The sequence below is a fragment of the Actinoallomurus vinaceus genome (genome assembly GCF_039542055.1).
GTDB classification, from domain to species: Bacteria; Actinomycetota; Actinomycetes; order Streptosporangiales; family Streptosporangiaceae; genus Actinoallomurus; species Actinoallomurus vinaceus.
In genome coordinates, this window is the sequence record NZ_BAABHK010000008.1 from 474,456 (window position 1) to 489,725 (window position 15,270).

10 protein-coding genes are annotated in these 15,270 nt (G+C 67.3%); 5 read left to right on the forward strand and 5 right to left on the reverse strand.

Annotation, left to right across the window (positions count from 1 at the left end; all coding sequences use genetic code 11):
- Positions 1 to 137: 137 nt before the first annotated feature.
- Entirely contained in the window at positions 138 to 1,808 is a 1,671-nt protein-coding gene (locus tag ABEA24_RS28890; RefSeq protein ID WP_345434297.1) for a RecQ family ATP-dependent DNA helicase, read from the reverse strand.
- Positions 1,809 to 2,336: 528 nt separating this feature from the next.
- On the opposite strand from ABEA24_RS28890, the gene ABEA24_RS28895 reads away from it, so the two are divergent.
- The 3 genes from ABEA24_RS28895 to ABEA24_RS28905 are packed head-to-tail and all read left to right on the forward strand — an operon-like array spanning position 2,337 to position 4,575.
- The gene (locus ABEA24_RS28895) at positions 2,337 to 2,960 is read left to right on the forward strand and encodes a dihydrofolate reductase family protein (protein WP_345434298.1); all 624 of its coding nucleotides are present in this window, start codon (positions 2,337 to 2,339) and stop codon (positions 2,958 to 2,960) included.
- 53 nt (positions 2,961 to 3,013) lie between these two features.
- Positions 3,014 to 3,337, forward strand: a complete 324-nt coding sequence (locus ABEA24_RS28900) for a YciI family protein (protein WP_345434299.1) — start codon at positions 3,014 to 3,016, stop codon at positions 3,335 to 3,337.
- Entirely contained in the window at positions 3,334 to 4,575 is a 1,242-nt protein-coding gene (locus ABEA24_RS28905) for an RNA polymerase sigma factor (RefSeq protein WP_345434300.1), read from the forward strand. Before ABEA24_RS28900 ends, ABEA24_RS28905 begins: the two co-directional genes overlap by 4 nt.
- Before the next feature lie 263 nt (positions 4,576 to 4,838).
- On the opposite strand, the gene ABEA24_RS28910 is transcribed toward ABEA24_RS28905, so the two are convergent.
- From ABEA24_RS28910 to ABEA24_RS28920, 3 genes are all read right to left on the reverse strand, one after another.
- The gene (locus ABEA24_RS28910; RefSeq protein WP_345434301.1) at positions 4,839 to 6,659 is read right to left on the reverse strand and encodes a hypothetical protein; all 1,821 of its coding nucleotides are present in this window, start codon (positions 6,657 to 6,659) and stop codon (positions 4,839 to 4,841) included.
- A gap of 461 nt (positions 6,660 to 7,120) precedes the next feature.
- The gene (locus ABEA24_RS28915; RefSeq protein ID WP_345434302.1) at positions 7,121 to 7,777 is read right to left on the reverse strand and encodes a DUF4232 domain-containing protein; all 657 of its coding nucleotides are present in this window, start codon (positions 7,775 to 7,777) and stop codon (positions 7,121 to 7,123) included.
- Between the two features lie 361 nt (positions 7,778 to 8,138).
- The gene (locus ABEA24_RS28920; RefSeq protein ID WP_345434303.1) at positions 8,139 to 10,544 is read right to left on the reverse strand and encodes an SdrD B-like domain-containing protein; all 2,406 of its coding nucleotides are present in this window, start codon (positions 10,542 to 10,544) and stop codon (positions 8,139 to 8,141) included.
- Positions 10,545 to 11,397: 853 nt separating this feature from the next.
- On the opposite strand from ABEA24_RS28920, the gene ABEA24_RS28925 reads away from it, so the two are divergent.
- Complete coding sequence (locus tag ABEA24_RS28925) at positions 11,398 to 12,078, forward strand: hypothetical protein (RefSeq protein ID WP_345434304.1); 681 nt, start codon at positions 11,398 to 11,400, stop codon at positions 12,076 to 12,078.
- A 7-nt stretch (positions 12,079 to 12,085) separates the two neighbouring features.
- Here ABEA24_RS28925 and ABEA24_RS28930 read toward each other — a convergent pair whose 3' ends face one another.
- Positions 12,086 to 13,396 carry a right-handed parallel beta-helix repeat-containing protein gene (locus ABEA24_RS28930; RefSeq protein WP_345434305.1) on the reverse strand — a complete coding sequence of 437 codons (1,311 nt, stop codon included), beginning with the start codon at positions 13,394 to 13,396 and terminating at the stop codon, positions 12,086 to 12,088.
- A gap of 242 nt (positions 13,397 to 13,638) precedes the next feature.
- On the opposite strand from ABEA24_RS28930, the gene ABEA24_RS28935 reads away from it, so the two are divergent.
- Positions 13,639 to 14,649 carry a Dyp-type peroxidase gene (locus ABEA24_RS28935; RefSeq protein ID WP_345434306.1) on the forward strand — a complete coding sequence of 337 codons (1,011 nt, stop codon included), beginning with the start codon at positions 13,639 to 13,641 and terminating at the stop codon, positions 14,647 to 14,649.
- Positions 14,650 to 15,270 lie beyond the last annotated feature (621 nt).

The following is a 15,270-nucleotide window of genomic DNA, read 5'->3' on the forward strand; positions in this document are numbered from 1 at the left end:
CCTTCGAGTCGAGTTTGCATCGGCTCAACCGCAGCGGCCGACCGCCGGCTCAACAGCGCACGGCACACCATCATCCTCGTACGAGCCCGCGTCGATCCCGAAACGCGCACGCGGGAGTGGTCCCGTAGGCGGGCTGCTCACTGTTCGGTGCCGCTCTCCGGTGCGAGTATCAGCAGGGAGTCGCGCTTGATCGCGTCCAGGGAAAGTGTCTTGTAGCCAGTCTCCTCGAACAGCACGGTGATCCGGTCGGGTTCGGCGCGCATGACCGTCCCCGGACCCCACGACTTGTGCACCACCTCGGAGTGGACCGGGAATGGACCGTCGACCCGCGTCGTGTCGACCGCCCCCGCGACGCAGTTGTCGCAGTTGTCGCAGGTCTTCGTCGTACGGGGCTCGCCGAAGTACTCCAGCAGATAGCGACGGCGGCACCCGGTGGTCTCGGAGTAGCCGCGCATCATGTCGATGCGCGAGTCGTCCACCCGGCGGCGGCTCTCGTCCAGCTCCATCGCGTCGGCCGCGGCCTGCTTGGGAGCGGGCCCCCGCTCGGCGTACCGCAGGTCTCCCCGGCCGCTCACCTCCACCGCCTTGGTGTGCTGGAGCAGGTTCACGAGAGAGGTCAGCTTGGACGGGCCGATGCCCAGCGTGTCGCGTACGGCGTGGGGCTTCACGGTGCCGCCGTGCTCGTGGAGCAGGACGGCGAGCCGGAGCAGCATCTCCTCGTCCGGCCGGCCGCCGGCGAAGAACCGGCGCAGGCCGAGGTCCTCCGACCGGTAGTACAGGACCGCGTCGGCCGGCTCGCCGTCGCGGCCGGCCCGGCCGATCTCCTGGTAGTAGGAGTCCGGCGACTCGGGCGGGGCACTGTGCAGGACGTAGCGCACATTCGGCTTGTCGATCCCCATGCCGAAGGCGGAGGTGGCCACGACGACGTCGAGCCCGTCCTCGGAGAACAACGTGTGCACCCGCTCGCGTTCGGACGCCTTCATCCCCGCGTGATAGGCCTCCGCGTGCAGCCCGGCCTCGGTCAGCTCTTTGGCGTACGCCGTGGCGTCGCGGCGTGTCGCGACGTACACCAGGCCGAGCCCGGACCGTCCGGCGGCGTCCGCGACGAGCGCGCGCCTCTTGGTGCTCTCCTCGGCGAACCGGCGGACCCGCAGCGCGATGTTGGGCCGGTCGAAGCCCCGGATGACCTGGCGGACGTCGCGGAGGCCGAGCACCTCCACGATGTCCTCGCGTACGGGCGGCGACGCGGTCGCGGTCAGCGCGATCACCGGGGGGTGGCCGAGGCGTTCGATGACCCGGCCGAGCCCGAGGTAGTCGGGCCGGAAGTCATGCCCCCAGGCCGAGACGCAGTGCGCCTCGTCGATCGCGATCAGCGAGGGTCGCGCCGCGGCGAGCCGGTCCACGACATCGGGCTTGGCGAGCTGCTCGGGGGAGAGGAAGACGTACTCGGCCTTACCGGCCCGGATCTGCTCCAGAGAGGCCTCGCTCGAGCCCGCGCGCTGCGCGGAGTTGACGACGACGGCGCCGCCCGCGTTCCGCTCGGTGAGCGAGAGCATCTGGTCCCGCTGCAGGGCGATCAACGGCGAGATCACGATGGTCGGGCCGTCGAGCAACTGGGCCGGGACCTGATAGGTCGCGGACTTGCCGCTGCCGGTCGGCATGACGACGAGTACGTCGTGCCCCTGAAGGAGGGCCTGCATCGCCTCCGTCTGCCCGGGCCGCAGCCGCCGCCAGTCGAAGACCTCCCTCGCCGTCCGCTGAAGACGCCGCCGAGCCCCGAACCGGCCCAACCCATTGCGAATCCCCATCCAGCGCCCTCCCTGACGGCCCTTGTCGTTCGGTCCTCAGGACCGAGGCTCGATCATCCAACCAGGTCCGTACGACGGCCGGTGCCCGCTTTGCCGGTGTATGTGCGTCTCAACCGTGCCGCGCGCCGTCGGGCCAGATGATGCGAACCGGGACGCCACGCCGACCGGCGTAGGTCACGACGTCGGCGGTTCCGCCGTGGCCATGTCGCTGACGAGATCTGGGGCACGAGCCGTGGAGGATGTCGAGAATGCGGTGCCGGCGCACGTGGGGGACGGCCGGTCCGGTGGCGTGGTCGGCCGGGGCGGTGCTCTGTTGCGGTGCGGCGTGGTGCAGCGTGAGCCTGGGCGCGTTTGAGGTGGTGGAGCGCTGGCGCTGCGGAACTGTCGTGTTGTCGGATCGCCGGCGACCAGGGTCCCGGAAATTTCTTCAGAGAAATCCGGGAGGCGGTGTCGGATCGGGGCGGTGGTGTTCGTAGCAGGGGTGAGGCCGCCCGCAAGGGGCGGCGCCAAGGCAGAGGAACCGCGATCATGAAGCTGACGACCGTGACTCAGGTCACCATCGATGGAGTGATGCAGGGAAACGGCGGCGCGTCGGATGAGGACCGCAGGAACGGATTCGAGCGCGGCGGATGGGCCCTGGGGAAGGGTGACAGCGAGACCCACGCGTTCATCAACCAGACCTACCAGCGCGCCGAGGCGTTCCTGTTCGGCCGGCGGACCTACGAGCTGTTCGCCGGCTCATGGGGGACCTTTACGGTCCAGGATGCCCCTGGCTGGGAGTCCGTCGTGGAAGCGTTGAACACACGGCCCAAGTACGTGGCGTCGACCACGCTCACCGATCCGGCGTGGTCGGACACGACCGTCCTGTCCGGAGACGTCGCGGCCGCCGTCCGAGAACTGAAGGCCAAGCCGGGGGGTGAGCTGCAGGTGCACGGCAGTGGCATCCTGACCCGGTGGCTGCTGGACAACGATCTGGTCGACGAGATGACTCTGATCACCATCCCGGTGGTCGTCGGCCAGGGCGCGCGGCTGTTCCCCGACGCGGGCCCGGACCTTGCGCTCGACCTGGTCGAGTCGCGCGTCGACTCCAAGGGCGTGACGATCCAGGTCTACCGGCCGGCCGGGCGCCCGCAGTATGCGCCAACGGCTTGAAGTCCCTGACCACCGAACCACGCTGTCTCGACACCACAGGAGATGATCTTCAGATGCAGTACCTGGTTTCCGTGATCGATGACAAGAGCAATCCCGGCAGCACGGACAGGCAGCCTGCCATCAGCGCGTTCAACGAACGACTGATCGCCGAGGGCTACTGGGTTTTCGCGGGCGGACTCGCGGACACCGACGCGGCCACGGTCATCGACAACCGGGGCGAGCAGGCGGTGTTCAGCGACGGGCCCTTCGTGGAGTCGAAGGAGTACCTCGCCGGCGTCTGGGTGTGGGAGGCCCCCGATCTGGATGTGGCGCTCAAGCTCGCCGCCGAGGCGTCGAAGGTCTGCGATCGGAAGATCGAGGTGCGGCCGTTCCAGTGAGCGACGCCGACGTCCGCGAGGCGATCACCCGGGCCCACCACGAGGAGTGGGCCCGGGTGGTCGCCTCCCTGACCAGGCGATTCGGTGACCTCGACATCGCCGAGGAGGCGGCGGCCGAGGCGTTCGCGACCGCCGTCGAGCGGTGGCCGGCCGACGGCGTGCCCCCCAACCCCGGCGCCTGGCTGACCACCACCGCCAACCGCAAGGCCATCGACCGGATCCGGCGCGAGAACAAGCGCGACGACAAGCACAAGGAGGCTCAGGTGTTGTACGACGACGACCCGCCCGAGCCTGTCGACGCCATCGACGACGACCGGCTCCGGCTGATCTTCACCTGCTGTCACCCGGCGCTCGCGATGGAGACCCGCGTGGCGCTGACGCTGCGCATGGTCGGCGGTCTGACCGTGCCCGAGATCGCCCGCGCCTTCCTGGTGGCCGAGAGTGCCATGGGGCAGCGGATCACCCGCGCGAAGGCCAAGATCAAGGCGGCTCGTATCCCCTATCGCGTGCCGTCCGCCGAGGATCTCCCGGCACGCGTCTCCGGCGTACTCGCCGTCCTCTTTCTCGTATTCAACGAGGGCTACCTGGCGACCGGCTCCGACACCGATCCGGTACGTCGCGACCTGACCGCCGAGGCGATCCGGCTCGCTCGCCTGATCCGTGCCCTCATGCCGGACGACGGTGAGGTGGCCGGGCTGCTGGCGCTGATGCTCCTCATCGAGGCCCGCCGCCCCGCCCGGGTCTCGGCGAGCGGCGAACTGGTCGCGCTCGGCGAGCAGGACCGTGGGGCCTGGGACGCGACGCTGGTCGCCGAGGGTCACCGGCTGGTGCGCGAGCGCCTCGCCGCTGCCGCCGCCGGGGTCGCTCCGGGCCGCTACCAGATCCTCGCGGCGATCAACGCCGTGCACACCTCCGCCCGCGACGTACGCGACACCGACTGGTCACAGGTCCTCGCCCTCTACGACCAGCTCGTCCGCCTCGACCCCTCGCCGATCATCGCCCTCAACCGGGCCATCGCGGTCGCCGAACTCGACGGCCCGGACGTGGCACTGGCAGCCGTCAACCGTCTTGAGGACAAGCTGGCCGGCTATCACGCCTACCACGCCACCCGCGCCGACCTGCTGCGCCGGCTGGGCCGCAGTCAGCAGTCACGCGCGGCCTACGACAAGGCCATCGAACTGGCGGGCAACACCGCCGAGACCGCCTACCTGACCCGCCGCCGCGACCAACTGCGGTAGCGCCCACGGATCCCGATCAACACCCCGCACGCAGCGGCGGCGGCCCCGAGCCACCCGCCGCTTCCTACGCCATGTAGAGACCGTCCTCCATGCGTGGGCCGACGTGCTTGCAGGACCATCCCCGCGTGCGCGGGGATGGGGCATCATCAGGCGTCGATGACCGGTGGTCCGGCTTCCACTCAGTCTGTTCCTCACTTAGCGATCGGGTCTTATCCGCGCGCCGGGCACAGGCCGGTGCCCCCGCCGCCTGCGTGGCCGTTCAGCTATTTCACCGTTTCGGTGACAGCGTGGCCGGTCGTGGGCCAATAAAGGCGGGATCCGGCGTAGCTGAACCAATAGGCACCGGTGTGGTGGGCCGTGGTGGTGAAGGCGAACCGGCCGGAGCCGTCGGTGCGGGCTGTGCCGAGGAGGATCGCGGTCTGCGTCCCCTTGGCCCGGAACCAGACCTGGACGGTAGCACCGGACAGGCCGTACCAGCCGGTGTGCGTGCCCTGCAGCACGCCCCTGAGCCGGACCGGATGACCTCGCCGTACCGGGTTCGGGTTCACGGCCGCGCCGGTGATTCGGCTCGTGCGCTTGACGGTGACCCGGATGGCCGGACTGTACGTCTTGTACCTCGGTACATAGGCACGCCAGTAGCCGGTGCCCAGAGTCCGCGCGGAGAAGTAGAAGTTACCGGCGTTGTAGAAGCGGTCCTTGACGACCGTCTTCCAGCTCTTGCCGTCGGGTGAGTACTGCAGGTCGGCTGGGTCGCCGCCAGGCGGAGCGTTGTAACCGCTGCCGATGCACTGGACGGCTGTTCCGTCGAAGGAGATCCTGCCGCCGGGAACCGGGTGCGACTGTCCCGAGCCGACCGTCAGCTTCACCGTGAACTCTGGGCCGAGCCGAATGAGGAATGGGGAGCTGACGGAAGGGGTAGCGTGCGCTGAGCCGGCGTAGGACGCGCGCCACCAACCGCTCTGCGTGACCACGACCGGGATTCTGTAATCGGCGTACCCGTTCTCCGCCTGGGCGATCGCCTGGTCCGTGGTGCCGTGGTAGGGCGTGTCCGACCAGGTCGTCCCGTCCGGTGAGAATTGCAGCGTGATCGGTTCGCCCCACTGCACCCCGCTCAGGAGGCCTTCCAGGGCGACCGGCTGCCGCATCCCTGTGTAATAGCAGTAATCGGAAGCCGGGGTGATCGAGAGCTTGGTCTGGCTCGTGAGGTGTGCGGGGTCGGCGACGGTCACCGTGCTCTGGGAGGCGGCGTACGGGTCGAACGCGCGGCTGGGCAGGCCACCGTTCTCGAGGGTGGGGTCGTGCGCGATCGTCCATGTTCCGTCGGCCGGAACGAAATCCTGGGTCATGTCGAAGGTGCCGTCGTTTCCGGTCCTGGCCCAGAGACGGAGGTTGCTGTTCGGCGGGGCGCCGTCAGCGAGAGCGGACACCGCGGTGCTGGGAGCGGGATGCCAGGCGCCGTTCGCGTCCTGGTACTCAAGGGTGCCGCTGATCGTGACACTCTGGTTCAGGTGCGGCTGAGCCGGGTCCAGCGTGAGCCCGATGATCCGGCTGGGAAACCGGTCGACCGTGACGGGAATGCGGGCGGTGCGCGAGGCGGTCAGGCCGCCCTGCGCGACCGCCGTGGCCCAGTAGTCGGTGGGCGCGTTCTCCGCTGGAGCGGTCCCGCTGAAAGAGCCGTCGCTGCTGGTCGTCGTCTCCGTCTTGTGTCCGCCGTCGTCGGTCACACGTACGGTCATCCCCGCAGCCGGCTGGGTCTGGCCCTGTGCGTCGGTGTAGACGAGCCGCCCGGAGAAGGCAGGCGGGGTGCGGTCGACTCCGATGGTCGTCGGTGTTACCGAGAACGAGTCGAACCTGGTTGGCACGTGCGCGCGGATCGTCCCAGCGGCCGGAAGCGTGACCTGGTCGCCGGCTTGGTCGGCCACGCTCACGTCAAGGTCGATCACCGGAGTCAGTGGCAGGTCGGCCGCGCTGGTGCTTTCCCAGGTCCCAGCGGTATCACTACCGCTGATGCGAGTGAACTGAGTGAGCGTGGCGTACGGCGTCGCCGTACCGTCGGAGCGCAGCGCGACCGTTACCTGAGTCACTGGCGACGTCGCGTCGATCGTCACATCGATCTTGCTTGACCAGCCGAGCGTAACGGCACGTGCCCCCGGCACGGTGATGGGCGCCGTCGTTGCTCCGGCCGCCGGAACCACAGCGAACGGTATCAACAGTCCGGCCAACGCCAGCAACGACCGCATCAACACTCCCAAAACCCATCTCCACGCCACGGCCTCCCATGAAACGCCAAATCCTTATATCAGCTAAACGCCCCCTGACGATCATGTAATGGTTGACCCGAACCGGTCACGCGGATAAGGCCGAGGCCGCGAACGCCGGACCAGCGTGATCAAGCCGGGCGAGAGTGATACCAGGCCAGAGCAGTTCCGGCAACAAGATCAACTCACCGGGTATCGGCCCGCGGCTGACGCGCGTAGGGAGCGGGAACTCTGACGTTCCCGCTCCCTACGGCCCCGTATGCCTGGCCTGTTTCGTTCGGGATGGGTCAGGTGAAGTTGACGCCGTTCATGGTGGGCTGGAGTGTGCCCAGGGTGAGGCTGTCGCAGATCGGTGGCTGGTAGCCGTCGTCGAGGCCGTGGTAGGTGAGCGGGATCCAGGTGCTGTGCCAGGCGACGCCGAGGCCGTCGGTGGTGCCGCCGGGGCAGCCCTTGGTGGTGTGCCACTTGGTTCCTGCGAAGGCCGAACGTCCGGGCCGCAGCGTGATGGTCATGCCGGCACCGGGGTAGCTCACCTGGGTCGCGGGAATCGCGGTGTAGTTGTTCCGCCCGCCCTCCCCGAGCGGTGTCCAGCCGGCCGGCAGGTAGCAGGTTTCGCTCGACCGGTTGGTGAGGGTCAGCGTGGCGATCGCCTTTTCCGCTGCCATCTCCGCTTCCAGTCCGGAGCCGGGATCTTGAATCTGCAGATCGGCTTTAAGTTCGGATGCCATGCAGCTCGGCGTGTCACCCTGATCGGTGTGCGCCGCCGCCGCTTTCCCGCTGGGGGTGCCATTGGCGGCCGGCGCCGTCTTCGCCGATGAACCCGACGACGTCGAACCCGACGACGTCGACACCTTGCTGTCGATGTTGCAGCCGGTGAGGGCGAGAGCGACCATTCCGCCACCACAAGCCAGAGCGGCAGTCATACGAAGGCGCTTGAACTGCATGGGTAAAACCTCCCCGGTTGCTTACTGACACGACCGGTAAGTTCGATGTCCGGCAATGCCGTGGAGGTTCACAGGAAGATCCGGATTCCCCATTTTTTCTGCCGTGACGGATGTCACGCGAACCCGGGAGGCCGGCAAAGCATCTTAATAGGAAAACCGCCCCAGCTCGTGCCGCAGCGCAGCGGTACAGGCGTCGGGGCCGGGTATGGGTTGCGGTGAACGAGGTCGCCGTGCGCGGCTTTCGCGATCAGCGCCCACGACGTCGATTGACCGGTCACCGAACGTGATCCGAAGGCGTCGTCTGCCCGCCCGCGCCCACTGGGGATCGCGGGCGGGCAGACGACCGTCTTTCAGCGTTGTTTCAGTGTTGCCTGGCGCGACGCTTCCGGGTCACGTACACGAGTGCCGCGCCCGCACCGAGCAGCACGGCACCGATACAGATCATCTGTAGCAGGTGGGACATACCTGTGAAGGGCAGCGGACCTGGGCTTGCGCCATGGTGGGGCGGCTTGGGATGCGGCGGAGAGGTTGGAGGCGGAGAGGTTGGAGGCGGAGAAGTAGGCGGTGTGTGGGAGATGTACACGCCGGCGTCGATCGTGTGATCAACCTCTCCCGACTTGCGCGGCGCCGTGACAGGTGCGTGTCCGTCGCAAAGGTGCCCGGTCGTCGGCGGGATCACATTGGAGTCATGTGCCCGGTTGTTACCGGCCAGTGGGAGCGTGAACCGCAGCGAGGTGGCCGACGGCTGACCCGGCACCTTGCTGGTGTTCGCGGTACACACGTCGAACTGCACCGTGTATTTCCCACCCGGCGTGAGCTGGTAGGCGGCGCCGACCCCACCGAAGTAGTACTCGCCGGCGGCATCGGTCTTGGTCGTAGCGACCTGCTTGCCGCTGGCGCTCAACAGATTGATCGTCGCGTTCGGCAGCAGCACTTCCGCCGGATCCTGGATCCCATTGTGGTCGCCGTCGAACCACACCAGGTTACCGATCTGGATCGGCGCATTCGCCGCCGCATACGCGATATCGCCGAGCCCACCGGCCTTACCGAATCCGTTATCGCCCGGACTGACGAACTGGTACCCGTTGGCGGAATGGTTGTTACCGGGCCCTTGACCGGTCTGGACGTTGTAGTAACCGGTCCCGGCGGCGGCGTAGACGTCGGTCGGGTCCATCTCCGTGCTGACGACCCATTGCTGCTGCGGAATGTAGGCGACCGCCCCTTGCGAGGCTTCGTTGTGCACCCCGGCGGGCTGGTTCGGTGCGCCGTTGTTCCGAACGTAGTCGCCCGGGAAGTATTCGACGACGCCGCTGTTCTCGCCGCCGTCGGTGGCGTAATTGGCGTGGTTGGGGCAATTTCCGGTGCCTTCCCACGAGTATCCACCGGTGGGCTTGGCGCAGGCCATGTTGATGTCACCACCGGACATGCCCATTTCTGGGGTGTTGTTGAGCGGCCGAGGGTCCTGTCCACCCCAACTGAGAACGTCCATGAACCGGTCGCGGAAACCGAGGATCATCGAACCGTCACGGGTGAAGGCGAGGCTGGCGAGCTCGGGCTGCGGATCGACGAAGACGTTGTTTTGTCTGAAGTTGTCCCAGGTCAACAGGTTGGTGTTCCACGGGTTCCAGTGGTTGGCCCGGTCAACTCCGCTGGCACCGGCATAGACGTAACCGCGCTCGCCGGTAAGCGGATGGGTCATCACCGTGGCGAATCGCTTGCCGTCGTAGGCGTAGACGACGGCTTTCAGGTCTGCGCGGTTCTGCGTGCTCTCCGCGTCACACACGCCGCCGACGTAGAGCGTGTTGTCATGCGTGGTAAGTCCGAACGGCCGCCAGTCGGTGCGCGCCGCGCAGTCCGGGTTCGGGATGGTTACCGTCGCTTTGGGTGCGGACGCGGTGGCCCTGGTCGCGTTGAAGCTGACCAGGGTCCGGGTCCGCAGGTTCACCGCGTACAGCGTCGAGCCGTCCTCCGACAGAGCCAGGCCGCCGATGCTCTCTTTACCTGGCGCGTTGGTGAACCCAGGGTCCTTGTTCATGTTGGCGGTGTCGTGCGGCGTCACCGCGGCGCCCGGGACCTTCGCGAACAGGGTCGGCGCGCCCCCGCCGTTGGCCGGCACGGTGTAGATCGCGTTACCACCGTTCGGCCCGTACGAGGTGTATCGCCGGGCGAACGCGCCCTGGAACAGCCGGTGCCGGTACCTGTCGTAGGCCAGCGCGTATGTCGTGCCCACCTGGGATTGCGTGTCGAGCGTGGTCGGGCACGCCGCGTGGTCAGGACACGTACCCCGAACGTTCGTCCCGAACGCCACCAACGACCGGGTGTCTTTCCCGTTAGGACCATTCTGGATCGGCACGAAATACCGCGAGTCCGGCAGCGCGTAGTCGGCCGCGTCCCAGACCCCGGTAATCACCGAGGCGTTCTTGCCGCCCGACACGTCCACAAACGTCGTGAAGCTGTCGAAGTGGTTTGCCGCCGTCGAGGCCGGCGCCGCCCGCAGATAATTACTGTACGTCGCCGGGACGCTGACATCCACGCGGTAGTGGCCGCCGGTCAGCGCGGTCGATCGGGAGACCACCACCTTTCCAGTGGCATCCGTGATGCCGGTGACCTGATGGCCGGCCGGGTCGGTCATCTGAACCTTCATGCCTCGCTGCGGCGCGTCCATGGTCGCGTTGATCACGCCCGTGCCGAAGAAATCCCGCAGGACCTGAACTGTCAGTGTGCCGTCGCCAGTCGAAGCGGCGGCCGTCCCGGGCGTCGCGCTCATGGTGCTACCGAACAGCAAGAGAACGCTAAAGCCCACTCGCGCCAGCGGGCCCGTACGCTCCCCGGCTGTCCGGCGCGATCTTCTATCGACTCGGCCCATAGGCCATCACACTCCCTTGTCATGTGAACCAGACACCCGCTTCGAGCTGCACATCCGCTTCGCGGCCCCGGGTGAGATGTCGGTCACGAAAAGGGGCCCACCGCTGTTTCCGTGGGCCCGGTTTCATGATTGTCCTGGGACGTTGAGGCAGAATCCGCCGCGCGTGAGGGGGTCCATGGCGATCGGCGTATCCAGGCTGTGCTTAGCTGTAGGCGCGCGGGTTAGTGAACGGCGTGTTCGCGGCCTGGGGTGGGACTTTGCTCAGGCCTTGCGCGGGGAAACACGGTAGAACACTGTGCCGAACGGGGGCGATGGAAACGGCTGCGGTGCACCGAATCCCCACTCCGGTTGCGCGGGTTGCTGCGCAACTCAATCATCGTGTTATCGCCCCCAGCGCCAATCGCCATACGCCATAGGTCGGCGGCGCGCACGCCGTACTCGATGCCGTCGAAACCAGTCGGGAACCTGGGCAGGAAACGACATTCGCCCCGAAACCATCACAGCTAACGACTCGCGAAAACAGCAGAGAGTCGGAATGGTCATCCCAAGCACTTCACCGAACACAATACCGTACCGCGTGTGCGCCAAGAGTAAGATCGAGGGAAATCAGGGGATGAATGAGCGGAGGGTGTTAGCGTTGCGCCGCGTGCGGAGCATAAGAACCCAAAAGGGTCACTCGCGGCGCCCGGCCGGCCGGCGTCGATGGCTGCGGCCACGTTGGGTGGCAGCAGCCATCGCCAGTGCGGCTGTCGCGGTGGCCGCGCTCCTGGTCGCTGGCAGCGGCTCCGCCCCTGCCGTTCCGCGCGCATTGACCTCGGATCAGGCGAACCGTCTGGCGATCACGCGGTTCCGCAACTACCAGGCGGGCGGCCGCGCCGTGACGATCACCGTGCCGGGCACCGCCGGTAGGCTGATCATCACCGGATCCATCGACTACCGCGACAAGCTCGGTTATGGCGCGGTGCACGGCACCGGGCGCGATACGTCCAGCGACGGGCTGATCGAGTGGACGGCCACCACCGTGTTCGTCCACCCGATGGCGAACACCCCGGCGGACGCACCGGCATCGCCGCCGGGGTCGGGTTGGTACGGCCGTCCGCTGCAAACGTCCGGCAGTTCGCTGGACAGTTCGCTGGCCATCGCACTGAGTCTCGGTAGCGACCGGCCGGACAATGCCGAACTACTGCCACAGAACGGTGCCGCCTGGGTTGGACAGGGCCGGTTGAACGGCCATCAGGTGGACGTCATGACCGGGCCGAGCGCCCGTGCCACGTCCGGTACGGGGGGTTCCGTGCGCTACTGGATCGGCTCGGACGGCACCATGTACCGGGTTCACGTCGGCGTTGCTTCCGAATCGCAGCCTGTGGTCATCGATTTCGACAGCCAGAAGTACGTTCCGGTCCGGCCGCTACCCGGAGTCACCCCGACGCCGTAGCCACGGCTCAGGACGTCTGCACCCGCGCGCCTGCGGCGAGCAGTGATGCCGGCGGCAGCGGGATGCCTGGCGTGTCCGGTAGGGCTGGAACGGCCGGAACAGCGGTGGCGCCCGTGGTGGTGGCGTTTGGGAACTGTGGCTGAGTGGCAGGCGCCGCCACATTGGTGAACGGAATACCGCGAGGTGCCGTCGGCATCGCCCACGTTCCGGACGGCGAGGACGACCGGGCGGGACGCGGGCAGGACGCGGTTGTCGCGAGATGGGCGGGCATCGTGGTTCGTAGATCGTTGCCGTGCAGGCAGTTGCTCCGTCCCCGCGTGGCGGTGGGGAACCTCCAGCCGACGTCAACGCCGTTGGCGGCGAAGGTGTTGTCCAGGATCCGGTTGCCGTCCGGCGGTATGTCAGCGGTTGCGGTGATCACCAGCCCGGCGTTGCTGTTGTCGGCGATTCGGTTGCGGACGAACTGGTTGTCGCTGCCGCCATCGATGCCGATGCCGATGCCCCACCCGCCGTCGGCCTGTTCGGGGGTCGCCGTCTGCTGGTTGGCCGCGATCAGGTTGCCCGCGATGACGGCACCCTGCTGCGGGAGCAGTTTCTCCTGGTGGTCGGAGTTGGTGGTGAGTCCGACCCGGTTACCGACAAGGCGGTTACCGACCACGTACATGTCGCCGCTGGCATTGGTGCCTTCGTAACCGACCGCGTTGAGTTCGGCGATGTTGTCCCGCACCACAACGCGACAGGGCCTGCACTGTCCGACATAGATCCCCGAGTCGGCCCCGCCTGACGCGTACGAGTGCTCGATGACACCGTCCTGCGCGGAGAACGAGTAGATGCCGTACAGCCCGTTGCGGGTCGCGGTCACGTAGGAGACCAGGAATGATTTCAGGAAGGCGACGGGCTCATCGCCGGTGTCGTAGCCGCCCGACCGCCCCGGCAATCCGGCAGCCGCCTCCGCCGAACCGGTGACCAGGACCCCGTTCTGCGTGTTGTTCTCCACGGTCAGGTTCTCCACGGCTACCCCGGGAGCGGCGACGACGATGCCGTTCGGCTGCTGCAACCGCCCGTCGATGACGACCTTGTCCCGAGACTCGCCACGAAGAGTAATGCGAGCCGTGGATATCTTCACCGACTCGTGGTAAACGCCCGGCGCGACCAACACGAGATCGCCGGACTGAGCCAGAGACACCGCAGCCGAGATCGTCGGGGCGTCGGCCGGCACTTTGATCGTCACATGCACACCGGACGGTCGTCGGCCGTGGCTCGATCCGTCATCGTCGGTGCCGCAGCCGACCAGTACGAGTGCCAGTGTGCCCAGCACGGCGGCCGACACCCGAAGACCGAGACGAGGCATGGTCGGATCCTGGCACGGACGCCGGCCGGATTCGGCGGTGTCAGGATGGATATGGCATTGTTCACACTGTGCGCCGACCCGACTCCCACCCGTCACGCCGCGCGTTCCTCAGTGCCACCAGCACCGTGGCAGCCGCCGGCCTCACCGCCGGGTGCGAATCGCGTTCTGCGCAGCCAGACCGCCCCGATGCCCCTGCGTCGACCCCGTCGGTGTCACCAACGGGCCGATACCAGGCGGGCATCACGTCCCCGCAACCGGCCCAACCGAACCTGCTGGCCGTGGTGGCCGACGTCGGTGATGCCGTGGCCGTCGGCCCGTTGCTGGCCGAACTCGGCCAGACCATCCGCACACTCACCTCGGGGGCCGATGCACGACTGCTGGGCCTGCCGCCGGGCGATCTCACCGTGACGATCGGGGTGGGCCCCCGACTGGTGCGCATGGTCGATCCTTCCCTGCCCGGCGCAGCAGACCTCCCACGATTCTCCCGCGAGCAGATCGCCCCACAGGCACGCGGCGGTGATCTGCTGATACAGATCTGCGCCAGCGACGCCTTGGTGATACCGATCGTCGCTGCCGCACTCCTGGACCAGGCTGGTCACCGGATACACGAACGCTGGCGGCAGTCCGGAGGTCGCGGTTCGAACGTTCCAGTGGATCAGGGCCTTGCCGCGCCACGAAACCTGTTCGGTTTCATCGACGGCATCGTGGGCCCCCACACGACGGCCGAACAACAACGCCACCTATGGCTGGCCGGGCCGGCTCCAGTCGCCGGTGGCACCCTTGCCGTACTACGACGCATGGAACTCGACCTGCCGCGGTTCGCCAGGCTGTCCGTTGCCGACCAGGAGGCCGTCTTCGGCCGACACCGAGCCACTGGCGTGCCCCTCTCCGGCGGCACCATCGCCTCGGGCCCGGACCTCGGCGCCAAAACGCCGGACGGACGCTACCTCGTCCCGGCAGACGCCCACGTCCGCAGAGCGAACGCCAACGCAGTCGGCGTCGGCCTCATGCTCCGTCGCTCCTACAGTACGGACGAACCCGCCCCCGGCCTGCTCTTCATTAGCTTCCAGAACGACATACGAACATTCACCAACACCCTCACCCGTATGGATAATTACGACGCACTGGTGAAATTCACGACCACGACCGCCAGTGGGACCTTCCTGATACTTCCCGGGTTCGACCAGCAACACCCGCTTGGTGCTCAGCTCTTCCACTGAACAGGCCGATAACGGTTGCACGGCCGCTCCTACCTGATCATGGACCTGGGGGAGCGGGCCGAGCACGTGGACCGTGCGGCGGGGATCCACCGACCGGCTCCTCATCTACAGCGAACGCCACCTGGGCCGCGTACTCGCCGAGTACGAACGGCACTACAACCAGCATCGCCCTCATCGGGCACGAGACCGGCGACCACCACAACCGACCTGGGCGGCAGCTCCCACCGGCCTCGACAAGGCCCGGCTCAGGCGCCGAAATGATCACCGCAAGATCAACTAGACCGAAGAAATCGCAGGTCAGCGACCGGGTGAGTGGTAGGGCGCCCGGGGCTCGAACCCGGAACCTATGGATTAAAAGTCCACAGTTCTGTCAAGAAGGCGATATCGCACCGTGTTTCGCGCTGCCGGTACGTGTCGTTTGGTCCGCGTTCGCCGTCCCGTCTCCAGCAGATCGGTTCCCTGCCGTACCGGGTGCTGCCGGGCGGGACCGCGACGGTTCCGGTAGGCCGTTGGCGAGGTGCCTGTGGGTCCTTTTCCAACGGCCTCCGGCCCGAACCGGACGTGATCGTTTCCGATCATCCGGCTCTCCGATGACTACTGCGTGAGTATCGCGGTTGGTTG

What these genes read in the sequence shown, in the direction of transcription:
- ABEA24_RS28920 (WP_345434303.1), bottom strand. Translation starts at nt 10,544, where the DNA reads ATGAGCGCGACGCCCGGGACGGCCGCCGCTTCGACTGGCGACGGCACA.
- ABEA24_RS28890 (WP_345434297.1), bottom strand. Translation starts at nt 1,808, where the DNA reads ATGGGGATTCGCAATGGGTTGGGCCGGTTCGGGGCTCGGCGGCGTCTT.
- ABEA24_RS28900 (WP_345434299.1), top strand. Translation starts at nt 3,014, where the DNA reads ATGCAGTACCTGGTTTCCGTGATCGATGACAAGAGCAATCCCGGCAGC.
- ABEA24_RS28895 (WP_345434298.1), top strand. Translation starts at nt 2,337, where the DNA reads ATGAAGCTGACGACCGTGACTCAGGTCACCATCGATGGAGTGATGCAG.
- ABEA24_RS28915 (WP_345434302.1), bottom strand. Translation starts at nt 7,777, where the DNA reads ATGCAGTTCAAGCGCCTTCGTATGACTGCCGCTCTGGCTTGTGGTGGC.